General features: G+C 61.0%; 25 protein-coding genes. 21 read left to right on the top strand and 4 right to left on the bottom strand.

What is annotated here, in order from left to right; translation table 11 throughout:
* Window positions 1-5 precede the first annotated feature (5 nt).
* The 3 genes from ACEVBK_RS09825 to ACEVBK_RS09835 are packed head-to-tail and all read left to right on the top strand — an operon-like array spanning window position 6 to window position 3,941.
* On the top strand, window positions 6-488 hold the full coding sequence (locus ACEVBK_RS09825) for a DUF1833 family protein (protein WP_375058424.1): 483 nt from the start codon (window positions 6-8) through the stop codon (window positions 486-488).
* Window positions 485-901 carry a hypothetical protein gene (locus tag ACEVBK_RS09830; protein ID WP_375058425.1) on the top strand — a complete coding sequence of 139 codons (417 nt, stop codon included), beginning with the start codon at window positions 485-487 and terminating at the stop codon, window positions 899-901. The genes ACEVBK_RS09825 and ACEVBK_RS09830 overlap by 4 nt, the downstream gene beginning before the upstream one ends.
* On the top strand, window positions 867-3,941 hold the full coding sequence (locus ACEVBK_RS09835; protein ID WP_375058426.1) for a host specificity factor TipJ family phage tail protein: 3,075 nt from the start codon (window positions 867-869) through the stop codon (window positions 3,939-3,941). Before ACEVBK_RS09830 ends, ACEVBK_RS09835 begins: the two co-directional genes overlap by 35 nt.
* A 45-nt stretch (window positions 3,942-3,986) precedes the next feature.
* Here the strand turns inward: ACEVBK_RS09835 and ACEVBK_RS09840 are convergent, their stop codons facing one another.
* Window positions 3,987-4,328 carry a hypothetical protein gene (locus tag ACEVBK_RS09840; RefSeq protein ID WP_375058427.1) on the bottom strand — a complete coding sequence of 114 codons (342 nt, stop codon included), beginning with the start codon at window positions 4,326-4,328 and terminating at the stop codon, window positions 3,987-3,989.
* Window positions 4,329-4,414: 86 nt separating this feature from the next.
* On the bottom strand, window positions 4,415-4,993 hold the full coding sequence (locus ACEVBK_RS09845) for an SOS response-associated peptidase (protein ID WP_375058428.1): 579 nt from the start codon (window positions 4,991-4,993) through the stop codon (window positions 4,415-4,417).
* Window positions 4,994-5,113: 120 nt separating this feature from the next.
* Between ACEVBK_RS09845 and umuD the strand changes: the two genes are divergently transcribed.
* The 3 genes from umuD to ACEVBK_RS09860 all read left to right on the top strand — a co-directional run bounded on the left by umuD (window position 5,114) and on the right by ACEVBK_RS09860 (window position 7,586).
* The gene (gene umuD, locus ACEVBK_RS09850) at window positions 5,114-5,551 is read left to right on the top strand and encodes a translesion error-prone DNA polymerase V autoproteolytic subunit (protein WP_375058429.1); all 438 of its coding nucleotides are present in this window, start codon (window positions 5,114-5,116) and stop codon (window positions 5,549-5,551) included.
* Entirely contained in the window at window positions 5,548-6,816 is a 1,269-nt protein-coding gene (gene umuC / locus ACEVBK_RS09855) for a translesion error-prone DNA polymerase V subunit UmuC (RefSeq protein ID WP_375058430.1), read from the top strand. The genes umuD and umuC overlap by 4 nt, the downstream gene beginning before the upstream one ends.
* 275 nt (window positions 6,817-7,091) lie before the next feature.
* A complete protein-coding gene (locus tag ACEVBK_RS09860) occupies window positions 7,092-7,586 on the top strand; it encodes a low molecular weight protein-tyrosine-phosphatase (protein WP_375058537.1) in 495 nt (164 codons plus the stop codon).
* Between the two features lie 46 nt (window positions 7,587-7,632).
* On the opposite strand, the gene rne is transcribed toward ACEVBK_RS09860, so the two are convergent.
* On the bottom strand, window positions 7,633-10,728 hold the full coding sequence (gene rne / locus ACEVBK_RS09865; protein ID WP_375058431.1) for a ribonuclease E: 3,096 nt from the start codon (window positions 10,726-10,728) through the stop codon (window positions 7,633-7,635).
* A 333-nt stretch (window positions 10,729-11,061) separates the two neighbouring features.
* Here rne and rluC point away from each other — a divergent pair, with 333 nt between their 5' ends.
* Window positions 11,062-12,012: a 23S rRNA pseudouridine(955/2504/2580) synthase RluC gene (rluC, locus tag ACEVBK_RS09870; RefSeq protein WP_375058432.1), complete on the top strand. Its 951-nt coding sequence runs from the start codon at window positions 11,062-11,064 to the stop codon at window positions 12,010-12,012.
* Window positions 12,009-12,650 carry an HAD family hydrolase gene (locus tag ACEVBK_RS09875; RefSeq protein WP_375058433.1) on the top strand — a complete coding sequence of 214 codons (642 nt, stop codon included), beginning with the start codon at window positions 12,009-12,011 and terminating at the stop codon, window positions 12,648-12,650. Before rluC ends, ACEVBK_RS09875 begins: the two co-directional genes overlap by 4 nt.
* A gap of 164 nt (window positions 12,651-12,814) precedes the next feature.
* On the opposite strand, the gene ACEVBK_RS09880 is transcribed toward ACEVBK_RS09875, so the two are convergent.
* Complete coding sequence (locus tag ACEVBK_RS09880) at window positions 12,815-13,396, bottom strand: Maf family protein (RefSeq protein WP_375058538.1); 582 nt, start codon at window positions 13,394-13,396, stop codon at window positions 12,815-12,817.
* A gap of 156 nt (window positions 13,397-13,552) precedes the next feature.
* Here ACEVBK_RS09880 and yceD point away from each other — a divergent pair, with 156 nt between their 5' ends.
* The 13 genes from yceD (at window position 13,553) to ACEVBK_RS09945 (ending at window position 24,067) form a co-directional block, all read left to right on the top strand.
* Complete coding sequence (gene yceD, locus ACEVBK_RS09885) at window positions 13,553-14,074, top strand: 23S rRNA accumulation protein YceD (protein WP_375058434.1); 522 nt, start codon at window positions 13,553-13,555, stop codon at window positions 14,072-14,074.
* Window positions 14,075-14,095: 21 nt separating this feature from the next.
* Entirely contained in the window at window positions 14,096-14,266 is a 171-nt protein-coding gene (rpmF, locus tag ACEVBK_RS09890) for a 50S ribosomal protein L32 (protein WP_094040976.1), read from the top strand.
* 10 nt (window positions 14,267-14,276) lie between these two features.
* Window positions 14,277-15,287 (top strand): phosphate acyltransferase PlsX, encoded by a 1,011-nt coding sequence (gene plsX / locus ACEVBK_RS09895; protein ID WP_375058435.1) that lies wholly within the window; start codon window positions 14,277-14,279, stop codon window positions 15,285-15,287.
* 5 nt (window positions 15,288-15,292) lie between these two features.
* Window positions 15,293-16,252 (top strand): beta-ketoacyl-ACP synthase III, encoded by a 960-nt coding sequence (locus ACEVBK_RS09900; RefSeq protein ID WP_375058436.1) that lies wholly within the window; start codon window positions 15,293-15,295, stop codon window positions 16,250-16,252.
* Between the two features lie 10 nt (window positions 16,253-16,262).
* Window positions 16,263-17,201: an ACP S-malonyltransferase gene (gene fabD, locus ACEVBK_RS09905; protein WP_375058539.1), complete on the top strand. Its 939-nt coding sequence runs from the start codon at window positions 16,263-16,265 to the stop codon at window positions 17,199-17,201.
* A 180-nt stretch (window positions 17,202-17,381) separates the two neighbouring features.
* Window positions 17,382-18,116, top strand: coding sequence for a 3-oxoacyl-ACP reductase FabG (gene fabG, locus ACEVBK_RS09910; protein WP_375058437.1), 735 nt, complete (start codon window positions 17,382-17,384; stop codon window positions 18,114-18,116).
* A 158-nt stretch (window positions 18,117-18,274) separates the two neighbouring features.
* Complete coding sequence (gene acpP, locus ACEVBK_RS09915) at window positions 18,275-18,511, top strand: acyl carrier protein (RefSeq protein ID WP_375058438.1); 237 nt, start codon at window positions 18,275-18,277, stop codon at window positions 18,509-18,511.
* 72 nt (window positions 18,512-18,583) lie between these two features.
* Entirely contained in the window at window positions 18,584-19,825 is a 1,242-nt protein-coding gene (fabF, locus tag ACEVBK_RS09920; protein ID WP_375058439.1) for a beta-ketoacyl-ACP synthase II, read from the top strand.
* Window positions 19,826-19,882: 57 nt separating this feature from the next.
* Window positions 19,883-20,680, top strand: a complete 798-nt coding sequence (pabC, locus tag ACEVBK_RS09925) for an aminodeoxychorismate lyase (protein ID WP_375058440.1) — start codon at window positions 19,883-19,885, stop codon at window positions 20,678-20,680.
* The gene (gene mltG / locus ACEVBK_RS09930; protein ID WP_375058441.1) at window positions 20,664-21,671 is read left to right on the top strand and encodes an endolytic transglycosylase MltG; all 1,008 of its coding nucleotides are present in this window, start codon (window positions 20,664-20,666) and stop codon (window positions 21,669-21,671) included. Before pabC ends, mltG begins: the two co-directional genes overlap by 17 nt.
* A 3-nt stretch (window positions 21,672-21,674) precedes the next feature.
* Window positions 21,675-22,298, top strand: a complete 624-nt coding sequence (tmk, locus tag ACEVBK_RS09935) for a dTMP kinase (protein ID WP_375058442.1) — start codon at window positions 21,675-21,677, stop codon at window positions 22,296-22,298.
* Window positions 22,283-23,266 (top strand): DNA polymerase III subunit delta', encoded by a 984-nt coding sequence (gene holB, locus ACEVBK_RS09940; RefSeq protein WP_375058443.1) that lies wholly within the window; start codon window positions 22,283-22,285, stop codon window positions 23,264-23,266. Before tmk ends, holB begins: the two co-directional genes overlap by 16 nt.
* 21 nt (window positions 23,267-23,287) lie before the next feature.
* Window positions 23,288-24,067 (top strand): TatD family hydrolase, encoded by a 780-nt coding sequence (locus ACEVBK_RS09945; protein WP_375058444.1) that lies wholly within the window; start codon window positions 23,288-23,290, stop codon window positions 24,065-24,067.
* Window positions 24,068-24,128 lie beyond the last annotated feature (61 nt).

The raw sequence follows: 24,128 nt of genomic DNA on the forward strand, positions 1-24,128 counted from the left end.
GCATTATGACGATACTCAACGTCGTCTACGCATCCGCCCCCACCACCGAAGTGCTGATCCCCACCCTGGAAATTCTCAGTCCTAATCCGCGCCGACTGTGCGCTCAGTACGAAGACATCACGGCCACCCTGGAGACGGGGCAGGCCGTGACTTTTCGGGCTGTGGCCATGGATATCTCGCTGCCGGGGGCGGACGGCACCGGCCGCCAGGCGCTGCAGTTTTCGGTGGACGACATGTTCGGCGAGGCGGCGGCGGAGGTAGAAGCCGCGCTGGAAGCGGGGGTGGAGGTGCCGGTGATTTTCCGGACATTCCTGGCCTCGGATCTGTCGGCGCCGGCCTCGGCGCCGGTGCGCATGACCCTGGCCGGCGGCTCGTTCCAGGGCGTCCTGCTGCAGCTGCAGGCGGCTTATTACGACACCATGGCCACCGCCTGGCCCAGGCTGCGCTACACCCCAGACTGGGCCCCCGGGCTGAGGTATATCCGATGAGCATCGCGCGCTATCTGCAGTCCCGCTACCGCGACGGCGGGCGTGGTCCCTGGGTCTATGACTGCTGGGGGCTGGTGCGGGCCGGGCGGCATGAGCTCTACGGCCTGCCGCTGCTGCCGAGTTACGGGGCCATAGACCCGGACGACAAGCCCGGGCTGACTCGGGCCGCGCGGGCGGTGATGCGCGCCGGGTTCCGGCCGGTAGCGCCGGCACCTGGGGCCATAGCCACCTGCTGGCGGGGGCGGCTGTGCCTGCACGTCGGCCTGGTCATCGAGATCGAGGGCAGGCTGGAGGCGCTGGAAACTAATCGCAGCACCGGCCCGCGCCGGCAGCGGCTGGCGGATTTTGAGGCAAATCATTTACAGGTGGTCTACTACGATGATCGAGATCTACCCCAGCACCCTACCGGGTGAGCCCCTCGAACGGCACCAGGTGCAGGGCATTACCCTGCATGACTGGCTGACCGAGCATGTGCGCGAGTACCGGCTCGGGCCCGAGCAGCCCATCAGCGCCACGGTGGGCGGGCAACTGGTGCCACCGGAGCAGTGGGACCAACTGATGATCACCGCTGCTGCCCCGGTGCAACTGCGGGTGCAGCCAAAAGACGCGGTTACCGCAATCTTCGCTGCAGTTGGGGCTATTGCCGGCATGTTTTTGTCCCAGTCTATGGCCAAAAAACCACAGCTGACCCAAAACCAGGGCACCCAGGGCGAGAAAATGGCAGGTACTGCCGTGGGGGCTAACATCGCAAAAACTGGCGAGATAGTGCCGGAGCTCGCCGGCCGTCACCGGCGCTACCCGGATTATCTGTGCCAGCCCCGCAAATATTTTGTTGACCCCCGCACCCAGGCGGTGGACATGATGCTGTGCGTCGGCCCCGGGCGCTATCTGCTCCCGGACTCGCAGATCAAAATCGGCGAAACCCCGACCTCGGTGCTGGGCGAAAAATGGCAGCACAGTTTTTTTGAGCCGGGCGCGGATGTGTCCGGGCACCAGTCACACCGCAACTGGTACAACGCGCCGGAGGTGGGGGCCAGCACCGGATCGTCCGGCCTGCGGCTGACCGCCGGCAGCACAGTCACCCGCCATGCCCAGGCCAGCCGGTATGTGATCAGCGGCAATGCCATCATCATCCCGCCCAGCGCCGGCAGCGCGCCGCAGGACTGGGAGTCCGGCGGCATCGTCACCATCACCGACAACACCCGCACCATCGAGATCGTGGATGGCGGCGGGCACTGGAGCAGCCCCAACCGCGACCTGGTGCGCGGCAATTTTGCCGATCTCGGCCTGGCGGTGGGTGATGAGCTCGTGATCCGCGGCCTGTTGTCTATGCTGATACCGCTGCGGGTGCACAGCATCACTACCACGGTAGACGAGCCGGGCAGCGCCTCTACCATCACCGGCGTAAGAGTGGCGCCGCTGGAATATGAGCTGGGCCCGATCACGTTCGCGGTGGGCGTGTCGACCGTCACCTTAGATGACGATTATGCAACTCATGATGCCCTGGTGACTGCACTCAACGGCCAGCTGGCCGGGGTGCTGGCCAGCCATAGCGGCGGGGTCATTGCGTTTACGGAGCTAACGCCGTTCGCCGGCCAGCCGCTGCCGCTTTCGGGCTACTACGATCCACTGCTGGGCGCGTCACCGGCGCGGCACACCGGTGCCGAAACTCGCTCATACAGCGAGATGGAGCTGGATATCCGGCACATCGTCAACGGGGTTTCGGAGTGGCGGCCGGCGTCTACCCTGCCGGCCGGCACCCATCACCACGTCGGCATCAGCCGTGCCGCCGTGGCGGTACCGGGGCGGGATATCGATGTGTGGTCTACCCGCTACCGGATAGCGGGGCTGATCACCCAGGGCGAGCTGATCATCGGCTGGGAGTTCCAGCGGCTGAGGGCCGACGGCACCGACGACCCCGGTTGGAGCGGTTTCCCGACAGAGCTGGAGACGTCCCACGTCAGCATCGAGCACGACCAGTCGCAAGTGGCCGGCGGCTGGCTGGGGCCGTTCCTGGCCTGTCCGGAGGCGGAGACGACAGCGCTGATCGAATGGGACATTTTTGCCCCCGGTGGCCACGGCTGGATTTCCGACGATGGCACCGTGATCCCGTTCGGTACGCGGCGCGTGATAGAGCTGCAGTACCGGGACTATCACAGCAGCGGGGCCTGGATCTCGGTCACGCGCACCATCGACTGGGCCAGTCGTGACCAGCTCGGCGGCACTTTCAGCCAGGCGCTGCCGGCGGCCATCACCCCGGAGGTGCGGATGCGGCGCATCGTGGCCGAGAACGACAGCACCCAGGCGATGGATCGGCTGGAGTGGTACGGGCTCAAGTCGCTGCTGCCGGGGGCGAGCAGCTACGCGGACGTGACCACCATGGCGGTGACGCTGATCGGCAGCGACGTGATCGCCGAGCAGACCGAAAACCAGATCTCGCTCATAGCTACCCGCATCCTGCCGGTGCGCGCCGGCGGAGCCTGGCAGCCCCCGCAGCCGACGCGGGATATCGTGCCCTGGGTGTCCTACATCGCAAAGAGCATGGGACACACGGATGCGGAGCTGGATCTGGCCGAGCTGGACCGCCTGGGCGCGATCTGGCAGACAAGAGGCGACACTTTCGATCATATCATCACGTCGCCCAGCACGATGCGAGACAGCATCAACCAGGCGCTGATGCCGGGGTTCGCGGAGCTGACTATCGACCAGGGCCGCATCCGCCCGGTGCGGGACGAGCCGCGCACGGAGTTCGAGCACATGTACAGCACGCAAAACATGACGGTCGAGCTCAAGCGCGAGTTTTCGGTACCCAAGCCGGACGATCATGATGGGGTAGACGTGGAGTATCTGGACCCCAGCACCTGGACCACCGAGACCGTGGAGTGCCGGCTACCGGGCGACGAGGGCCGCAAAGTGGAGAAGATCGTGGCGGATGGGGTGCTGTCGCGTACCCGGGCCTGGCGTATTGGCATGCGCCGGCGCCGGGAGCTGAAATATCGCCGCTGGCGGTATTCCTGGAGCACCGAGCTGGACGCGCTCAACTCCCGTTTTATGTCCTACTGCGGCCTGGGCGCCGAGGTGCCCGGGCGCTGCCAGAGCGGGTGGATCCGCGCCGTGTCCGATGCCGGAGACGGTATAGCGCGGCTGTCGGTAAGCGAGCCCCTGCAGTGGGAGAACAGCGAGCATCTGCTATCATGGCGCCGCCCGGACGGCACCCTGGCAGGCCCTTACCAGGCCATCCGGGGCGCCGACGATTTTGAGGTGCTGGTGGACATGCCCCAGCCCTGGCCCGACCCGGCTGCCCGGCAGGAGTCACCGCATTTCCTGTTCGGGCAGCCGTACCCCGCCCTGGTCAGGCTTATCAGCCCCCAGGGCATGGAGCAGGTGCAGGTGCAGGCCGTTAACTACCACCCGCTGGTGTATGCGGATGATAACGGGAGCCCGCCGGTGTGACGTAGAGTGGGGCCACTGGCCCCACTCTCGGATACGAAGAAGTAGTTACTCGCGTGAAATTCTTTCCGCATCATAGCGACAGAGCTGGCAAAGAAAGTCCCCCTCAAGATAGCATCCCAACAATGTGTCATCATCGATAAATCCATTGCCCGTGCATGTCCCTTCACCGTATATACCGTCGCACGGCACATTCTCAAGGAGAGGGGATATGCATTGGTCATAGTGATGCCGTTGCTTCTGGGAGAGCGCGGCAAGGTTCCCATGTTGGGCCACTAATTGTCTTGCCACCCCTACAGATGCTGATGAGTCGAGGTTATGTTTCTGTGCTATATCTTCAATTAGTGACGGTTCATTACTTACAATGTGTTTGAGAACTTCGATGTTCATGATTCACTCCAAGTCAAAGAACTTACCATCCCAATGACCACATACAACTGAGTACGTGTTCGTTTGAATAGAGGTATATTGAATAGTCACATCTGATTAACCGTTATCATTTCACTGGTTCCCTGCTTCAGCAGATGGGGCAACTGCCCGGGTTGAGATCGGAACCAATAACCGAAATCTTCGGGTGCAACTAACAACGGCATTCGGTTATGGTACTGAGCGCATAGCTCTGTGGGTGTCGTCGTGAGTGTGACCAGTGCGGGAGTTACCTCATCTGTCTGCGGTGGGAACCAGATGCCGGCCATGTAAAGTTCACTGCCGTCTTTTGCGTGAAACAGGTACTTGGATTTCCGTGGACCGCCTTCGTCCCTCCACTCATACCAGCCGGACATCGGCACCAAGCAACGGCGTTCGGCGAACGCGAGGGAAAACGTCTTCTTGGTTGCTACCGTTTCGGCTTTGGCGTTGATCAACAGATGAGAGGCCCAATCAGGTTTGATGCCCCAGTGAGTATTCAACTGCTGTAACTGGCCATCGATCATTGCCACGGTGGCGACGGCGTTGGTAGGCCGCACATCGTCATTAGCCTGGGCATCAAAGGGGATCCCCAGACTGATTCTAACCCTTCCAGCCGTTTCCACATCCAAAGCAAACCTGCCGCACATACCATCCTCCTTCGCTTCCCCCCAGTATAGCCTGCGGCATAGGCTCCAATTGGTGATCTTGATGCCTCTGGCGATCTCAAATTATACTGTTCATACATACAGTAATATGGGACTTTTCCTATGTACGATGCAGTAACAGTACTTGGCCCCCACGAACAACGAACCCGATACCCGCTTCCGCTACTTCTGGAACACGCCCAGTGTGGATTTCCCAGCCCGGCGCAGGACTATGTAGAGCAGGCCATTGATCTGAACGATCTGTGCATCAAGCATCCGTCGGCAACATACCTAGTGCGGGCCGGTGGCCTGAGTATGACCGGGGCCGGCATTCAGCCCGGGGATTTGCTGGTGGTGGACAGGAGCCTTGAGGCCCGACATGGCGATGTTGTGATCGCTGCGGTCAACGGTGAGATGGTCTGCAAGTACCTGGAGCTGCGGCCCATAGTGCGCCTCGTGCCGGCCAACCCCACGTTTCATCCCATCAACCTCGACGATGGCGAAACCCTGGATGTGTTCGGAGTGGTGACCAACGTCATTCATTCGTTCCGTCGGTCATGACCACCTACGCCCTGGTTGACTGCAACAACTTCTATGCCAGCTGCGAGCGGCTGTTTCGACCGGATCTGCACGGGCGGCCGATCGTGGTGCTGTCCAACAACGATGGCTGTTTGGTTGCCCGTTCGGCAGAAGCAAAGGCCATGGGTCTCAAGATGGGCGCGCCGTACTTCCAGGTAATGGAAGCGTTCGAGCGCGCCGGGGGGATTGCCTTCTCGAGCAACTACGCGCTTTATGCCGACATTTCGAGCCGGGTGATGCGGGTGCTGGAAATGCTGGCGCCGGCGGTGGAGATCTACAGCATTGACGAGGCCTTTCTTGATCTGACCGGCGTGGCCACGGCCATGGAACTGACAGAGTTTGGTCAGCAGGTAAGGGTGACGGTAGAAAAATGGGTGGGCATTACGGTGGGGGTAGGGATAGGCCCGACCAAGACTCTGGCCAAGCTGGCGAACTATGCTGCGAAGAAATGGCCGGCTACCGGCGGAGTGGTGGACCTGACAGCCCGGGAACGGCAGCGCAAGCTGATGGCGATCACGCCGGTGGAAGAGGTGTGGGGTATCGGCAGGAAGCTGACCAAGCACCTGGGGGCCCAGGGCATCACCACCGCGCTAGACCTGGCCAGGCTGCCGCCCAAGTTGGCCCGCAAGCAGTACAGCGTGGTGCTCGAGCGCACGGTGATGGAGCTGAACGGCACTGCCTGCATCCCTTGGGAAGAAAGTCCGGCGCCGAAAAAGCAGATCATCAGCTCCCGCTCTTTCGGCGACCGTGTGACCGAGTACCAGCAGATGCGCGAGGCCGTGTGCCAGTATGCCGCCAGGGCCGCGGAGAAACTACGACGGGAGCGGCAGTACTGCCGGCTGGCGCAGGTGTTCATGAGGACAAGCCCGTTTGCCGAGAATGAGCCGCGCTACAGCAATCAGGCGTCGGTGCAACTGCTGCTGCCAACGGCGGATAGCCGGGACATTATCGCCGCCGTGGTGCGCGGGTTGGATGCGATTTGGAGGGACGGATACCGGTACCAGAAAGCCGGAGTAATGTTGGAAGACTTCTGGCCACCCAGTTGCTATCAGCCTGAGCTATTCGACCAGGTAGAGGAGCAGCCGCACAGCCAGGAACTGATGCAGGTGATGGATGCCATCAACCAGTCCGGCCGAGGCCGGCTGTTCCTGGCCGGGGAGGGGGTCAGTAAAGAGTGGCGGATGAAGCGAGCGAGGTTATCGCCGGCGTACACCACCAGGGTTAGTGACATCCCCGTTGTTTCATAAAGCACGCGTTTGGTGGCATAGGGCAGCCGCAGACCGGGGTAGATAGAGCGGTAGTAACCCGGAAAAACAAGGGATTAAGTGGCAATTATGTTCCCCAGAACCATCGTCAAATCCGCAATAACACAAGCTCTAAAGGGGGATTTAAATCCCCCGTGTCAGCCATCGGGGTAGGGAGTTTGCTCGGAAATCTGGTAATCTTTCCCCAAAACAACCCGTAAACTGTTGATTTAATTGATAGTATTTTTCGTTCGTTGGATGTGAAATTCTCTCCAAAAATGAGGGTTAAAGACTTGAAAAATAAGGAAAAAATTAGAGTCTTGTTCGTCTGCATGGGCAACATTTGTCGATCGCCCACGGCCGAGGCAGTGTTCCGCCACAAGGTGCGGGCGGCGGGGCTGGAGATCGGAATGGATTCAGCTGGAACTATTAGTTACCACAGCGGGGCGGCCCCGGACAGCCGTTCCAGGGCGGCGGGAGAGGCGAGGGGGTATGACTTCAGCGGGATCAGTGCGCGCAAGATACGGAGAGAGGATTTTATCGAGTTCGATCTTATCCTGGCTGCCGACCGCAGCAACCTGGCCGATCTGAAAACCGTCTGTCCGCCGGAGCACCATCACAAGGTCAAGCTGTTGCTGAGCTTTGCAGCCGAGCCGGAGCTGGAAGTACCGGATCCCTATTATGGTGGGGATCAGGGTTTTGAGCAGGTTTTGGACTTGATTGAATCAGCCTGTGACGGTCTGTTGAACCATTTCCATCGGCAGCGGGGATAACAAAAAAGGCTCCCATTAAGGGAGCCTTTTGAGTGTAGCCGAGCCGTTACTCGGGCTTGCTTGTAGGAGCCGAAGCGGTACTACGGGCCGCATCTGTGCCGGCACGCCGGCCGCTGGTCACAACGGCCTTGCGCTCCAATGGCGGATAGTCCGGTTTGACGTAAGGTACAACAGGTACTGCCGGTGGCTTGGCCATGGGGGCAGAGGCCTGGCGGGCGGCCTGGTAGAGGCCGGATACCTGCCGGGGCTTGCCATTCAGCGGAGCTGCTTCAGGTGCGGCGACCGGCTCGGGCACCGCCGTTTCCGGCTCGGCCTGGCGCTGAACGGGGGCTTCCGCCACGGGCGCAGTCTCGGGGCGTACGGGCTCGGCCTTCGGTTCGGTCACGACTGCGGGCTGTACGGGCTCGGCCTTCGGTTCGGTCACGACTGCGGGCTGTACGGGTTCGGCCTTCGGTTCGGTCACGGCTGCGGGCTGTACGGGTTCGGCCTTCGGTTCGGTCACGGCTGCGGGCTGTACGGGTTCGGCCTTCGGTTCGGTCACGACTGCGGGCTGTACGGGTTCGGCCTTCGGTTCGGTCACGGCTGCGGGCTGTACGGGTTCGGCCTTCGGTTCGAGTACGGCCTCGGGCTCGGCATGGACAGCTTCTTCCTCGGTAACCGGTATGGGTTGAACTTCCTGCTCGGCGGCTACCGGCGGCATGCTCTGGGTCTTCTCAACCGTAGAAGGGGATGGCTCGATATCCGCCACCGGGGTAGCCGCAGTTTCTTCCTGGGCGACCCATTTATCTTCACCGTGGGCGGCGATCAGGGCGGCAACGCTGTCCTGGCGGCGCTGGCGGCGGCTGTCTTCATTGATGCGCTTGCGCTTGGGCATGTTGTTGCCGCGCTGGTGGTGAGACGGCTGCTCGGTGGCTACCGCTTCCTCTTCCAACTGGGGCTTGGGTTGGCGACGTGAACGGCGCTCTGCCTTTTCCGGAGCCTGGGCATCGTCGGTCGGCACTGCTGCATCGGCGGGGGAGGTGTCACCCTGGCGGCCTTCCGCATCCATGCGTACTTTTTTACGCATCTGGCGACGCTGGCGACGCTCCGCCACCACCAGTTCCTTCTGCTCGTGCTCTACCAGCTCTGTTTCCTGAACGGGGACGGGAGCCTGCACCAGCGGCAGTTCGACCGCAGCGGTTTCTTTCTGTTGCGGTTTCTGTCGCTCCTGCTGAGGTTGCTCACGACGCGGCTTACGGCGCTCGCGGCGGGGTTTGTCGGTTTTCACCTCGGCGGATGGCTCGGCCTGGGCCGCAGGGGCCGGCCTGGGGGCACGCTCTTCGTCCCGCGGTCTGCGGTTGCGGTTGTTGCGGCGATCACCGCGCTCCCGACGCTCGTTATTGCGGGCGGACGGACGAGCAGGCTTCTCGCCGGGCTCCGGAGTGGCTTGCGTCGGCTCTGCCGAACCCTTGAACCAGCTGGACAGGGCGGAGAACAGGCGGCTCAGCAGACCGGGTTGGGCTGCCGGTGCGGATTCAACCTTGGCTGCCACGGGCACGGGGGCCGGTGCCGGAGCGGTAAAGCCTTGCAGGGCCGGTTGTTCGCTCTTGGGAGCGGCCTGGCTTTGCCGAGGGATGTAAGCCGGTTTTTCGATCGTGGTTTTCAGATCGAAGCTGGTGACGTCTTCCACATCGTTGGTGCGTACCCGTGCAACCTCGAAGTGAGGAGTCTCGAGCTGCTCGTTGGGGATAATATAAATGGTGACCTTGTAGCGGTTTTCCAGCCCGGCGATGGACTTGCGCTTTTCGTTGAGCAGGTAGGCGGCCACGTCGACCGGCACCTGGGCGTGAATTTGCCCGGTGTTGTCCTTCAGCGCTTCCTCTTCTATCAGGCGCAGTATGGCCAGCGCCAGGGATTCGTTGTCACGAATGGTGCCCTGGCCCAGGCAGCGGGGGCAGACGTGGGTGCTGGACTCGCCCAGCGACGGACGCAGCCGCTGGCGGGACATTTCCAGCAAGCCGAAACGGGAGATACGGCCCAGCTGGATGCGGGCCCGATCCTGGCGTACGGCATCGCGCAGGCGGTTTTCCACCTCGCGCTGGTGGCGCACCGGGGTCATGTCGATAAAGTCGATCACCACCAGGCCGCCCAGGTCGCGCAGGCGCAGCTGACGGGCGATCTCTTCCGCCGCTTCCAGGTTGGTCTGCAGCGCGGTTTCCTCAATATCACCGCCCTTGGTGGCGCGGGAAGAGTTGATGTCGATGCTGGTCAGCGCTTCGGTGGGGTCGATGACGATGCTGCCGCCGGAGGGCAGGCGCACCTCCCGCTGGAAGGCGGACTCAATCTGGCTCTCGATCTGGTAGTGGCTGAACATGGGCACTTCGCCTTCGTACAGCTTGACCCGGTTGATGAAGTCGGGACGCACCAGTTGGATATGCTGCTTGGCGCGTTCGAACACCACCGGGTTGTCGATCAGGATCTCGCCGATGTCACGGCGCAGGTAGTCACGTATGGCACGGACGATGACATTGCTTTCCTGATGGATCAGAAAAGGGGCGGAGCGGCTTTCGGCGGCTTCCTGGATGGCGGACCAGTGGGTTTGCAGCACGTGCAGGTCCCACTCCAGTTCTTCGCCGGACTTGCCGACCCCGGCGGTACGGACGATAAGGCCCATACCGTCGGGCAGCTTGAGGTGAGCCAGGGCTTCCTTCAGTTCGGTACGCTCGTCACCTTCGATTCGGCGGGAGATACCACCGGCGCGGGGGTTGTTGGGCATCAGCACCAGGTAGGAACCGGCCAGGCTGATAAAGGTAGTGAGGGCAGCCCCTTTGTTGCCGCGCTCTTCCTTGTCGATCTGAACGATGACTTCCTGACCTTCCTTGACCACTTCCTTGATATTGGGGCGGCCTTGGTAGCTGTACCCGGCGGGGAAGTAGTTACGGGCGATTTCCTTGAGCGGCAAAAAGCCGTGGCGTTCGGCGCCGTAGTCGACAAAGGCGGCTTCCAGGCTGGGTTCTACCCGGGTAATCTTGCCTTTATAGATGTTGGCTTTTTTCTGTTCGTGACCGGGGCTTTCGATATCCAGATCATAGAGTTTCTGCCCGTCTACCAGGGCTACACGCAACTCCTCTTCTTGGGTTGCGTTAATCAGCATTCTTTTCATTGAGTACTCTTTCTTATTAGGTTTTTACTGTTGTTACAGTGTTTGTATCCCCTGGTTGGCCATTGTATTCCGACCGGCACCGGCCTCGAGTCTGTTAGCGTAACGGATACAGCCTCCCGGCTGGGTACGCATGAGGCGCATTTTCAGGTGTCTTTCACGTCAGAGGGGGGAGCCCAAAGGCCGCGAATAAAACGGATAACCAAGGGTATTCAGGCTGTGCCGTCCGGTTGCGGAAAGCACGAAAAACGCATGCATTATCACACTTTACCCACAATCTTAGCAAGGCGCCTTTTTTACAGCAAAAGGCCTGTAGCTGATGTTAGAATGGCGGCCATGAAACAAGAACAGCAAAACGTGCGGCTGCTCACCATAGAGGCTGAGCATGAAGGGCAGCGCATCGACAACTTTTTACGGACTCAGCTTAAAGGCGTTCCCAAAAGCCTGATTTATCGAATTTTGCGCAAGGGTGAGGTTAGGGTTAACAAAAAGCGCATCAAACCGGAGTACAAACTGCTGGCCGGTGACGTGATCCGGGTGCCGCCGGTGCGGGTGGCGGAGCGGGAGCAGGCGCTGCCCTCGGCCAGGCTCGACAAGGTTCAGGCCCTGGACGCGGCTATCCTCTATGAAGACGATGCCCTCATCGTGCTGAACAAACCGGCGGGCACCGCCGTGCACGGCGGCAGCGGCCTGAGTTTCGGGGTGATCGAAGGCATGCGGGCCTTGCGGCCCGAGGCGCGCTTCCTCGAGCTGGTGCACCGCCTGGATCGGGATACCTCCGGCATATTGCTGATTGCCAAGAAGCGCAGCATGCTGAAAAGCCTGCATGAGCAGCTGCGCGACAAGACCATGGACAAACACTATTTTGCCCTGGTACGCGGCCAGTGGCAGGCGCATCAGAAGGCGGTGACGGCGCCGCTCAAGAAAAATGTGCTGGCGTCGGGCGAACGCGTGGTGCGGGTAGATAAGGAAGGAAAACCCTCGGAAACCCGTTTCCGCATCATCCGGCGCTATCGTGAGGCGACCCTGGTCGAAGCCAGTCCGGTCACCGGCCGTACCCACCAGATCCGGGTACATACCCTGCATGCGGGGCACCCCATTGCCGGCGACAACAAGTATGGCGATGCCCAGTTTGATGAAAGTATGCGCGAGCTGGGGCTCGGCCGGTTGTTCCTGCATGCCTGCCGTATTCGCTTCTACCACCCGCGGCTGGAGCAGACCATGACCCTGGAGGCACCGCTGGAACCGAGCCTGCAGCGGTTGCTCGACAAGCTGCCGCCGGCATGAAGTACCAGTTGGTGATTTTCGACTGGGACGGTACCCTGATGGACTCTGTCGCGCGTATCGTTTCGTCCATGCAGGCTGCGGCGTCCGAGTGCGGGCTGCCGATGCCCGAGGCCGCCGCGGTGCGCCATATCATCGGGCTTAGCCTCCAGCAGGCGTTTCCGCTGTTGTTCGGCCCTCTGCCGGCCGGGCAGGCCGATACCTTGCTTGCGGTTTACCGCCGGCATTATATGGAGCTGAACAGCACGCCCTCGCCACTGTTCGACGGCGTTGCCGATACCGTCATGGATCTGCACCGGGATGGCTACCGGCTGGCGGTGGCCACCGGCAAGGCGAGGGCAGGGCTGGATCGGGTGCTGGAGGAGACGGGGTTGGGCCGCTATTTTCATGCCCTGCGCGGAGCGGACCAGGCAAGGTCAAAGCCCCATCCGCTGATGCTGGAGCAGATCCTGAACGAACTGCAGCTGTCTCCCGGGCAGGCGGTGATGGTGGGGGATTCCAGCTACGATCTGGCCATGGCCGAAGCCATCGGCATGGATCGCATCGGGGTTACCTACGGGGTCCATGACCACGAAAAATTATGCCAACATACCCCATTAGCCCTGATCGATGATATCCGCCAGCTGCCGCACTGGCTGTAACCGTGGATAAGCGGCCCTGTTGCTCCGACACCCTCTGATGGTGGTGTCAGCAGGCGACACTGGAGAATAGGGAGGCCAAAGGGCACGACCCAGCCGACACGCTATGAATACATCCCTGTACGCTCTATGCCGCATCAAGCGTTAACTATAGACAGGCTTTCGGCTCAGGGAATGTCCACCCCGAAACGGGCCAGCAAGTCTACCAGCCCAATCAGCGGCAGGCCGACCAGGCTGTTGGGATCGCGCCCGTCCATGCGTTCGAACAGGCTGATGCCGAGCCCCTCGCACTTGAAGGCACCGGCACAGTCCAGCGCCGGCTCCCGGTCCAGATAGCGGTCTACCTGGGCTTCGTTCAGCACACGGAAATGCACCGCGAAGGGCTCGACCAGCGAGTGTAGCTCGCCGCTTGCCGCATCCAGCACGGCCAGGCCGGTATAAAAGGTGACGGTGTTACCGCTGGCGGCCAGCAACTGGGCCCGGGCCTGTTTCCGGGTGCCGGGTTTACCCAGTATCCGGCCCTGGTTGACACAGACCTGATCCGAGCCAATCACCAGGCCCCTGGGGTATAGCGCAGCCACCGCCCGGGCTTTCTGCTGCGCCAGGCGCAACACCAGCGCGTCGGCGTTTTCATCGGGCAGGGGCGACTCATCAATAGACGGACTATGACAGTGGAAATCCAACCCCAGCTTGCGCAGCAACTGCTGACGGTAGCGGGAGGAAGAAGCGAGGATAATATGGGCCATGATCACCTGGGTGCGTTACAGCAAAACCCGGATTGTAGTACCTTGCCGGGCCGTCGTCATGCTCGCGGCATCGCCCGGCCCACCTTTGGTCTGGTTATTGACTTGCAAGGCATTTTTCCCTTTGACTCCCGTGGCCGGTCGCTATAATATGCGCGCCTTATGGAAAAGGTAAAGTTGCCCATTAAGGTTGATCCCGCTCGCTGCGCGCTTAAACGTCTCGATTATCAAGGCGCTTATGCCCCAGCGCTGATGCCCAGACTGGCGGATTCAACCCAAGGTATCCATGGTGATATTGACGTCTCTCTGAGCTTTGGTACAGATGCCCAAGGGTTGCGTGTGATGTCGGGCCAGGCCCGTGCACAGGTAACGCTCCAGTGCCAACGTTGTAATGAGCTGTTTGATACCGCTATAGAGTCCGAGTTTACATACACGCCCCTGCGTGAAGACGCCGAGGCGCCGGAGTTGCCGGAAGCCTACGACACCTTTGAGGTGGATGAATTTGGTGAAATCAACCTGGTTCAGGTCATCGAGGATGAACTTATCCTCAACCTGCCACTGGTGCCGGTTCATGAGAATGAACACTGTGCCGAGGGCAAGTATGACATGAGCTTCGGGGATATTCCCACCACCGATGAGCGTCCGAATCCTTTCGCGATTCTGGAAGAATTGAAACGTAAGTAACTGATTTAGGAGTGAGGTCAAATGGCCGTACAACAGAACCGTAAAACCCGTTCCAGACGTGGTATGCGTCGTTCACACGATGCGCTGAGCACTGCCGCTCTGTCTGTGGATCAAACCACTGGTGAAATCCATCGTCGTCACCACGTGACCGCCGATGGTTTCTACCGTGGTAAAAAGGTAATCGCCAAGTAAGGGTTGCCTTTTGTCGCAGCTGATTGTTGCGTTAGATATGATGGGGGGCGATCATGGCCCCTCAGTCACAGTGCCTGCCGCCGCGCAGGCACTGTCGCTTCTGCCCAGTCTTCATCTGGTCCTCTTTGGTCCGGAAGCGGAACTCTCTCCCTGGCTAAGCCGATTTCATTTACAATCCCATGCCCGGGTACGCGTACATTTTTGCTCCCAGCAGGTGGGCAATGAGCACAAGGCTGCTTATGCCCTGCGGCATCTGACCGACTCTTCCATGCGCAGGGCGCTCGATGCCCTGGCCACCGGCCAGGCAGGTGCCTGTGTCAGCGCCGGCAATACCGGCGCCTTGATGGCGATGGCCATCAAGGTGCTCAATACCTTGCCCGGGGTAGACCGGCCGGCCCTGATCACCCGGCTGCCGCAAGCCGGTGGTGGTTATGCCTTGTTGCTGGATGTGGGGGCCAATGTCAGCTGTGACGCCGATCAACTGCTGCAGTTTGCATTGATGGGGGAGCAGGCGGCGCGCCATACCCAGGGCTTGTCTTGCCCTCGTATCGCCTTGTTGAACGTGGGCGCGGAAGCGAACAAGGGCAACGAGGCGGTGCGAGAGGCCGCCCAGCGGCTAGCAAAGGTCGAGGGATTGAATTACACGGGTTATGTGGAAGGGGACGATCTCTTTGCCGGCAAGGCCGATGTCATCGTGTGCGATGGCTTCGTCGGCAATGTGGCTCTGAAAGCCAGCGAGGGGGTGGCCCGGCTGTTGTTGGGATTGGGCCAGCATCGCGGCATTTTATGGAAAATGCTGACTTTTTGGTTGAAAAGGCGACTTTCCCATCTGAACCCCGACCAGTATAACGGCGCGAGTCTGATAGGATTACGCGCCAGTGTGGTCAAGAGCCATGGGAGTGCCGGCTCACCCGCCTTCTTAAATGCGATCTTGCAGGCCGTGGCCGAAATTGAACATGAGCTGCCGGCAAGCATCGCGCATCGTTTTGACACTGCCCCACGGGACAGTCACGCAAGATAACGCCTATGAACAGTAGAATATTGGGAACTGGCAGCTACCTGCCAGAGGCGGTACGTACCAATGCCGACCTGGAGCAAATGGTAGAGACCAGCAATGACTGGATCGTCGAGCGCACCGGCATTCGGGAGCGTCGCATCGCCGGGGCGGAGGAGACCATCGCCACCATGTCTTATGGCGCGGCGTTGCGTGCCCTGGACGCGGCCGGTATCGAGGCGCAGCAGCTGGACATGATAGTGCTGGCCACGACCAGCGCCGACAATGCCTTTCCGGCCGCGGCCTGCGAAGTGCAGGCCATGCTTGAAGTACCCGGTATCCCGGCCTTCGATATCGCCGCCGCCTGCGCCGGCTTCAGTTATGCCTTGAGTGTCGCCGATCAGTTTATCCGCGGCGGCCAGGCCCGTCATATCCTGGTGATCGGCGCCGATGCGCTGTCACGCATGTGCGCGCCGGACGATCGCTCGACAATTATCCTATTCGGTGACGGCGCCGGTGCCGTGGTACTCGGGGCCAGCGAAGAGCCCGGAATTTTGTCCACCCACCTGCATGCCGATGGCCGCTACGGTGAGTTGCTCAAGTTGCCCCAGCGTCAGCGGGGGGTGACCGGCAGCGAGATGGACGCTTACATGCACATGAAGGGCAACGAGGTGTTCAAGGTGGCGGTGTCGCGCCTGAGCGACATCGTGACCCAGACTCTGGAAGCCAACGGCATCGACAAGTCCGAGCTGGACTGGCTGGTGCCGCATCAGGCCAACTATCGCATCATCAATGCCACGGCCCGCAAGCTGAACATGCCGCTCGAGCGAGTCATCCTGACCCTCGACAAGCACGGCAACACCTCTGCCGCCAGCGTGCCCATCGCCCTGGACGAGGGGGTACGCGATGGTCGCATCCAGCGCGGTCACCTGGTACTGCTGGAGGCCTTCGGCGGCGGTTTTGCCTGGGGTTCGGCCCTGGTTCGTTTTTAAAGAAGGAAACATCATGACTTTTGCCATTACCTTTCCCGGACAGGGATCTCAGGCGGTGGGCATGCTCGCGGGCGTGCTGGCCGAGCATGACATCGTGAAACAGACTTTTACCGAGGCATCCACCGCGCTGGGCTATGATATGGCCGAGTTGGTGCTGAACGGTCCGGCGGAAGAACTGAACAAGACCTGGCGCACCCAGCCGGCACTGTTGACCGCGTCCGTCGCCCTGTGGCGGCTGTGGCAACAGCAAGGCGGGGCCGTACCGGCGGTGATGGCCGGCCACAGCCTGGGTGAGTATTCCGCCCTGGTGTGCGCCGGCGTGCTGTCCCTGGCCGACGGCGTCAAGCTGGTGGAGCTGCGCGGCCGATTGATGCAGGAGGCGGTGCCGGAAGGTACCGGTGCCATGTCTGCCATCATCGGCCTGGACAACGACACCATCGTTGCCAACTGTGCCAAGGCCGAGCAGGGCGAGGTGGTATCGGCGGTGAACTTCAACTCCCCGGGGCAGGTGGTCATTGCCGGTCACAAGGCGGCGGTGGAGCGAGCCAACGGTCTGATGAAGGAAAGCGGCGCCAAGCGCGCCCTGCCGCTGCCGGTCAGCGTGCCGTCCCACTGCGCCCTGATGCGTCCGGCCGCCGAGCAGCTGGCCGAGACCCTGGCCGGGATGAGCTTCAACGCACCTGCCGTGCCCGTGATCAACAACGTGGACGTCAGGGCCGAGACCGATCCCGCCGCCATCAAGGATGCCCTGGTGCGCCAGCTGTACAGCCCGGTACGCTGGACCGAAACCGTGGAAACCATGGCCGGGCAGGGCATCACCCTGGCGCTGGAGGTGGGACCCGGCAAGGTGCTGACCGGTCTGGCCAAGCGCATCGACAAGCGGGTCGAAGGCCTGGCGGTGAACGACGACGCCGGCCTGACGCAGGCGCTGGCCGCCGTCAAGGGTTAATGAGGAGCGGAGGCGGGCTTTCCCGGCTCCTGCAAGCGACGTAATGCGATAGGGGATGGCGGAGAGGAACTAAGCCGACCGTTGGCGCCATGGATGGCGCCGTCGAGCTCCCAGGGGCGGGATTCTACGGCGAGTCGGCGTGTTTTTCGCCACCTCCTCCCACGGTTTAAAGGAGTGATTATGAGTTTTTCCGGTAAAGTGGTGCTGGTCACCGGGGCCAGCCGGGGTATCGGCCGGGCCACCGCAGAATTGTTTGCCAGCCGCGGCGCCACCGTGATCGGCACCGCCACCAGCGACAAGGGCGCCGAGGCGATCAGCGCCTATCTGGGCGAGAAAGGCACCGGGCTGGTGCTGAACGTCACCGATGCGGAATCCATGAGCCAACTGCTCGATACCATCAAGCAGCGCTACGGCGACATCGATGTGCTGGTCAACAACGCCGGCATCACCCGCGACAACCTGATGATGCGGATGAAGGACGAGGAGTGGCAGGATATCCTGGACACCAACCTGACCTCGGTATTCCGCCTGTCCAAGGCGGTGCTGCGCGCCATGATGAAGAAACGCTTCGGCCGTATCATCACCATCGGCTCCGTGGTGGGCACCATGGGCAATGCGGGCCAGGCCAACTACGCGGCCGCCAAGGCCGGTTTGATCGGTTTCAGCAAGTCCCTGGGCCGGGAAGTGGCCTCCCGTGGCATCACCGTAAATGTGGTGGCGCCCGGATTTATTGAAACTGACATGACACGCGCATTGAATGACGAGCAAAGGGCCGCTATCTTGTCACAGGTTCCGGCACAACGTCTGGGTGAAGCCAAGGAAATTGCATCCGCCGTTGCCTTTCTGGCGTCGGAAGAGGCCGGTTATATCACCGGTGAAACGCTGCACGTTAACGGCGGCATGTACATGGTGTGATGAAAATCCCGGCAGTTAGACCCTGTTTGACGGAAATTGCTGCATTTTTAGCATGAATTCTGGTTAGACCAGCCTCAAATAGGCTTGCAAACTACGGTCAATTTAATACACTACCGCAACGACACGCACTTGCGTATTTCTAAAGGAAAATACTGGTCATGAGCAACATCGAAGAACGCGTAAAGAAAATCATTGTTGAGCAACTGGGCGTTAAGGAAGAAGAAGTAATACCCGCAGCCTCTTTCGTTGATGATCTGGGCGCTGATTCCCTGGACACAGTTGAGCTGGTAATGGCTCTGGAAGAAGAATTCGACACCGAGATTCCTGACGAAGAAGCGGAAAAGATCACTACCGTTCAAGCCGCGATTGATTACATCAACGCCAATCAGGAATAACAAACCTGTACCGGAGTGGCAGCCGCCGCTTCGGTTCTTTCCCCGTTTTAACCCCCATTCGGAGACGCTCCTGTGTCCAAACGCAGAGTCGTGGTGACTGGCCTCGGTATGCTCTCTCCTGTCGGAAACACGGTCGATGCCAGTTGGCAGGCCCTGCTGGCAGGTCAAAGCGGCATCACCAACATCGAGCACTTTGATACTACCGACTACAGCACCAAATTCGCTGGCCTGGTCAAGGACTTCGATCCCGAAGCACACGGCATCGCCAAGAAAGAAGCCCGCAAGATGGACTTGTTCATCCAGTACGGTGTGGCAGCCGGTTTGCAGGCAATGACCGACTCCGGTCTTGAAATTACCGACGCCAATGCGGATCGCGTTGGTGTCTCTGTGGGCTCCGGCATCGGTGGCCTGGGTCTTATCGAACAGAATCACAGCAACCTGATCGCCAGCGGTCCCCGCAAGCTCAGTCCTTTCTTCGTGCCGTCCACCATCATCAACATGGTATCCGGTCACCTGTCCATCATGAAAGGTTTGCGCGGCCCCAATATTGCGGCTACCACCGCCTGTACCACCGGTACCCACAGCATCGGCCTGGCTGCACGAATGATCGCCTACGGTGATGCGGATGCCATGCTGGCAGGCGGCACCGAGAAAGCCTCCACCCCCATGGGCATGGGTGGTTTTGCGGCGGCTCGCGCCCTCTCCACCCGTAACGACGCGCCTGAGCAGGCCAGTCGTCCCTGGGATAAAGAGCGGGACGGCTTCGTGCTGGGTGACGGCGCCGGCGTGATGATGCTCGAAGAGTACGAACATGCCAAGGCGCGCGGTGCCAGGATTTATGCCGAACTGGTTGGCTTCGGCATGAGTGGCGATGCCCATCATATGACGGCGCCGCCCGATGACGGCAGCGGCGCGGCCAGCGCCATGGCCAACGCCATCCGTGATGCGGGCATTGCTCCCGAGCTTATCGGTTACGTCAATGCCCATGGCACCTCCACCCCCCTGGGAGATGTGGCCGAGCTGCGTGGCGTAAAGAAAGTTTTCGGCGATCATGCCTACCGGCTGATGGTCAGTTCCACCAAGTCCATGACCGGCCACCTGCTGGGGGCCGCCGGCGCGGTGGAAGCCATTATTACCGTTCTGGCCCTGAGAGATCAGATAGCGCCGCCCACCATCAACCTGGACAACCCGGATGATGAGTGTGATCTGGACCTGGTGGCACAGTGTGCCAAGCCCGGACAGTTCGAGTATGCGCTGTCCAACTCCTTCGGTTTTGGCGGTACCAATGGCTCATTGATTTTCAAGCGCTTATAATGGCCTTTTGGCCAATACCAGCCCGGCCTCAGTGCCGGGCTTTTTTATTCGGTGACCATGCAGAACATCATCACATCCGGCGATCCACTCGCGGCGCTGGCCCGGGGTTGGCAACTGGGCGACGGGCACTTCAGCACCCTCCATGCGCAAGCCGGCAGGCTGCGCCATTGGCGTTACCATCAGGCACGGCTGCGTGATGGCTGCCGCCGGCTGCACATGGCCGAACCGAACTGGGTCTGGCTGCGGGAACAGGCCGACGCCGTGCTGGATGGCTCCGATCAGGTGCTGCGCATCAGCCTGCTGCGCAGCACCGGTGCCCGGGGTTACGGCATCGACGGCTGCGGCGAGCCTACCCTGGTGCTGAATACCTCTCCCTTTCCCATTCATTATTACGACTGGCGGGAGCGGGGACTGGCCATCGGCCTGTGCCATGGACGATTGGGCAGCAGCCCGCTGCTGGCAGGGCTGAAAACACTCAACCGCCTGGAACAGGTACTGCTCAAAGCGGAACTTGAACAGCGAGGCCTGGCCGAAGGGGTGGTGCTGGACGGCGCCGGGGTGGTGCGGGAGGCGGTAACCGCGAACCTGTTCTGGCGAAAAGGAGCGCGAGTATATACCCCGGATTTGTCGAATGGCGGCGTTTGCGGTACCGTGCGCGCCTGGAGTCAGGATTACCTGGGAGCGCGCCTGTCCATGGTCAGCGACGGGCTGCCAGGTTTACTGGCGGCGGACGAGATCTGGCTGACCAATGCCCTGATGGGGGTGGTGCCGGTGACCCTGGTTGAGGAACAATGGGAATCATCTTCTTTTTCAATGGCAAGAGAATTACAGCGAGCGTATGAACAAACTGATTAAATGGCTGGGACGGCTGATGCTGACTCTGACCCTGGCTCTGGTGGGCGTCGGGATCTATGGCTTCAGCCAGTGGCAGAAGCTGGAGCAGATGGTGATTGCCGAGCAGTCCGATCCCTTGTTCGTGGTGGCGCGGGGAGAAACGACCTTTCATCTTATCAACCGGCTGAGCCCGGAGCCCCTGTCCGAGCTGCACCGCCGCTTGTGGTTGCGTTTTCACCCCGAACTGGCGGCCGTACGCCAGGGGACCTACAAGCTGGCTCCCGGTACTTCCTTGCGTGATGCACTGATGACTTTTGTCAACGGCGACATCTATCACCTGAGGGTAACCCTGGTGGAGGGGCTGCGTCTGATCGACTGGCAGAAGCGGCTGGCGGAGGCGGAATACCTCAAGGTGGAACTCGACGGCCTGACCGAACCCGAACTGGCCGAGCGACTGGGGGTAGAGCAACAGAAACTGGAAGGGCTGTTCTTGCCCGAAACCTACAGCTATACCCCGGGTGACAGCGATGTTTCGATTTTGCAGCGGGCTTACCAGGAAATGCAGCGTTTTCTGGATGAAGCCTGGGAGGCGCGCATGGAAGGGCTGCCAATAGCTTCACCCTACGAAGCCTTGATCCTCGCATCCATCATCGAAAAGGAAACCGGTATTGCCGAAGAACGTCCGCTGATCGCCTCGGTGTTTGTCAATCGCCTGCGTCTCGGCATGCGGTTGCAGACCGATCCGACCGTGATCTACGGCATGGGCGAGCTCTTCGACGGTAATATCCGCAAACGGGATCTGCAAACCCACACCCCCTATAACACCTACATGATCGACGGCCTGCCGCCGACGCCCATCGCCATGCCAAGCAAGGAAGCCATCCTGGCCACCTTGCAGCCGGACGAGAGCGACTATTACTATTTTGTGGCCATGGGGGAGGGGCGGCATTATTTCTCCAGAACCCTGCGCGAGCACAATAGCGCCGTGCGCCGTTATATTCTGAAAAGGTAACAGATGAGTCAGTTTATTGTGATCGAAGGATTGGAGGGGGCCGGCAAGAGCACGGTGCAACGCCATGTGGTCGACTGGCTTGAGGCCCGGGGCCTCGGGGTGATGACCACCCGGGAGCCGGGTGGCACCCCGCTGGCGGAAAAAATGCGAGCCCTGGTCAAGGAAGTACACGACGAGCCCTTGACCATGGAAGCCGAACTGCTGCTGATGTATGCGGCCCGGGTGCAACTGGTCAAAACCCGGATCCTGCCGGCGCTGGCCGTTGGCACCTGGGTGGTGGGGGATCGCCATGATTTATCTTCCCTGGCTTACCAGGGCGGAGGGCGCGGTATCGATCTGGGCCTTATCCGCCAGATCAAGGCGGCGGTTCTGGGCGATTTCGGGCCCGATCTCACCCTTTACCTGGATATCGCTCCGGCCGTCGGGCTGCAGCGGGCCCGGGCCCGGGGCGAACTGGATCGGATCGAGCGGGAGCAGCTCGGCTTTTTCGAGCGTACCCGCGCCTGTTACCTGGATCTGGTACGTGGCGATCCTCGCTGTGAATTGCTCGACGCCAGCGGCACTGAAGCCGAAGTGAAAGCCGCTGTGCTGGCCTGCCTGGAGCGCCGCCTGTGTATCCCTGGCTAGTCTCCCACCGGCAGCAACTGCGTGCCCTGGTGCGGCGCGGCCAACTGGGCCATGCCTTGCTGCTGAAGGGCATGGCCGGGATGGGTAAGCATGAGCTGGCCAGGGATCTGGCACAGACGCTGTTATGCCAACATGCAACTGCCGCTCCCTGTGGAAACTGTCACTCCTGTCAGCTCAATGCCGCCGCCAGCCACCCGGATCACCATGTGATCAGCGGTAGGGAACGCAGCATCGGTATCGATGCCATCCGCCAGCTGAGTCAGGTCCTGAACGAAAGTGCCCGTCTCGGCCATGGCAAGGTGGCGGTGATCATGCAAGCCGAAAAAATGACGGAGGCCGCCGCCAACGCCTTGCTGAAGACCCTGGAGGAGCCGGCGGGGGAGGCGACACTTATCCTGACCAGTGCTCACCCGGAGCAGTTGCTGCCGACCGTCCGCAGTCGATGCCAGCAGTGGCCGCTGCCGATACCGGACAGCGACTCGGTGCTGGCATGGTTATCCGCAGAAGGACAGGACGCCAGCCTCACCGCGCTGAATGTGAATCAGGGCTCTCCACTGAATACCCGTGATTACCTGGCGGCAGGTGCCGATCGGCAACGTCGACAGTTACTGCAGCAGTTTGCCGAACTGGCTTATCACCGTCACTCCCTGCCGACGCTGCAGCAGGGATTACTGGCCCAACCGAGATATTTGCAGTGGTTGCAGCTGCTACTGCAGGATGCCTTGCAGCTGGCTCTCGGGGTGAATACCTCCTTACGGCTGGTTGACAGCGAACCACTGTGTCGGCAACTGAGCCGGCTTGGAACGGCGAGACTCAATCAGGCGCTGACGGAACTGATCCAGCTACGTCGGATGTTGCAGCCCACCACCGGCCGACCGGTCAATGTCGCTCTGCAACTGGGACAGTGGCTCAACCGTTGGACCCAGCTTTCGTCCGCCGCCAGCAGCGGTGGACGGCTTCCCCATTAACATTTTCATCAGGAGACGGTTGTGCTGGTTGATTCCCACTGCCATCTGGACAAGCTCGATTACGACAACAAGCATGCCAACATGGCCGAGGCCATCGACAAGGCCGCCCGACGTGGCGTCGACCATATGCTGTGCATCGGTGTCGGCCTGTCGTCCTTTCCCGCCATGCTCGAGGCCATAGCGCCTTTTCCTCAGGTGTTTGCCTCCTGCGGCGTACACCCCCTGCATCAGCAGGACGAGCTGAATGACCCGGCCCTGCTGCGCCGCCTGGCCGCGCATCCCGCCGTGGTGGCCATCGGCGAGACCGGGCTTGACTACTTCTACGCACCGGAAACCGCCAGCCTGCAGCGGCAGGCATTCGAGCAGCATGTAGCGATCGCAGTGGAGCTGGACAAACCGCTGGTGATCCATACCCGTAATGCCCAGGATGACACCCTGGCAATCCTGCGCCAGGGTGGAGGCGACAAGGTCGGCGGTGTGCTGCATTGCTTTACCGAGTCGCTGGCCATGGCCGAGGCTGCCATCGAACTCGGGTTTTATATTTCCATTTCCGGCATCGTCACCTTTCGCAGCGCCGATGCCCTGCGCGAGGTGGTGAAGGCGCTGCCACTGGAGCGGCTGCTGGTGGAAACCGACTCGCCCTGGCTGGCCCCGGTGCCGTTTCGCGGTGAGGAAAACGAACCCGCTTATACCCGTACCGTGGCGGAATATATTGCTCGCCTGAAAGGCGTCACTCTGGAGCAGGTGGCGGAGCAGACGACCGCCAACTTTTTTGAGCTGTTTAAACTGGCCAAGCGTTGAGTGCCTGATCGGGCCGGCGGCACCGGTCCGATTTCCTTTCTGCCCCGCCGTCCTCTATAGT

The sequence above is a fragment of the Zobellella sp. DQSA1 genome, assembly GCF_041950555.1.
Taxonomy (GTDB): Bacteria; Pseudomonadota; Gammaproteobacteria; order Enterobacterales; family Aeromonadaceae; genus Oceanimonas.

Bases quoted from the DNA above. Each gene is read 5' to 3' on its own strand.
- ACEVBK_RS09825 (WP_375058424.1), top strand. From the start codon at position 6: ATGACGATACTCAACGTCGTCTACGCATCCGCCCCCACCACCGAAGTG.
- ACEVBK_RS09830 (WP_375058425.1), top strand. From the start codon at position 485: ATGAGCATCGCGCGCTATCTGCAGTCCCGCTACCGCGACGGCGGGCGT.
- ACEVBK_RS09835 (WP_375058426.1), top strand. From the start codon at position 867: ATGATCGAGATCTACCCCAGCACCCTACCGGGTGAGCCCCTCGAACGG.
- ACEVBK_RS09840 (WP_375058427.1), bottom strand. From the start codon at position 4,328: ATGAACATCGAAGTTCTCAAACACATTGTAAGTAATGAACCGTCACTA.
- ACEVBK_RS09845 (WP_375058428.1), bottom strand. From the start codon at position 4,993: ATGTGCGGCAGGTTTGCTTTGGATGTGGAAACGGCTGGAAGGGTTAGA.
- umuD (WP_375058429.1), top strand. From the start codon at position 5,114: ATGTACGATGCAGTAACAGTACTTGGCCCCCACGAACAACGAACCCGA.
- umuC (WP_375058430.1), top strand. From the start codon at position 5,548: ATGACCACCTACGCCCTGGTTGACTGCAACAACTTCTATGCCAGCTGC.
- ACEVBK_RS09860 (WP_375058537.1), top strand. From the start codon at position 7,092: ATGAGGGTTAAAGACTTGAAAAATAAGGAAAAAATTAGAGTCTTGTTC.
- rne (WP_375058431.1), bottom strand. From the start codon at position 10,728: ATGAAAAGAATGCTGATTAACGCAACCCAAGAAGAGGAGTTGCGTGTA.
- rluC (WP_375058432.1), top strand. From the start codon at position 11,062: ATGAAACAAGAACAGCAAAACGTGCGGCTGCTCACCATAGAGGCTGAG.
- ACEVBK_RS09875 (WP_375058433.1), top strand. From the start codon at position 12,009: ATGAAGTACCAGTTGGTGATTTTCGACTGGGACGGTACCCTGATGGAC.
- yceD (WP_375058434.1), top strand. From the start codon at position 13,553: ATGGAAAAGGTAAAGTTGCCCATTAAGGTTGATCCCGCTCGCTGCGCG.
- rpmF (WP_094040976.1), top strand. From the start codon at position 14,096: ATGGCCGTACAACAGAACCGTAAAACCCGTTCCAGACGTGGTATGCGT.
- ACEVBK_RS09900 (WP_375058436.1), top strand. From the start codon at position 15,293: ATGAACAGTAGAATATTGGGAACTGGCAGCTACCTGCCAGAGGCGGTA.
- fabG (WP_375058437.1), top strand. From the start codon at position 17,382: ATGAGTTTTTCCGGTAAAGTGGTGCTGGTCACCGGGGCCAGCCGGGGT.
- acpP (WP_375058438.1), top strand. From the start codon at position 18,275: ATGAGCAACATCGAAGAACGCGTAAAGAAAATCATTGTTGAGCAACTG.
- pabC (WP_375058440.1), top strand. From the start codon at position 19,883: ATGCAGAACATCATCACATCCGGCGATCCACTCGCGGCGCTGGCCCGG.
- mltG (WP_375058441.1), top strand. From the start codon at position 20,664: ATGAACAAACTGATTAAATGGCTGGGACGGCTGATGCTGACTCTGACC.
- tmk (WP_375058442.1), top strand. From the start codon at position 21,675: ATGAGTCAGTTTATTGTGATCGAAGGATTGGAGGGGGCCGGCAAGAGC.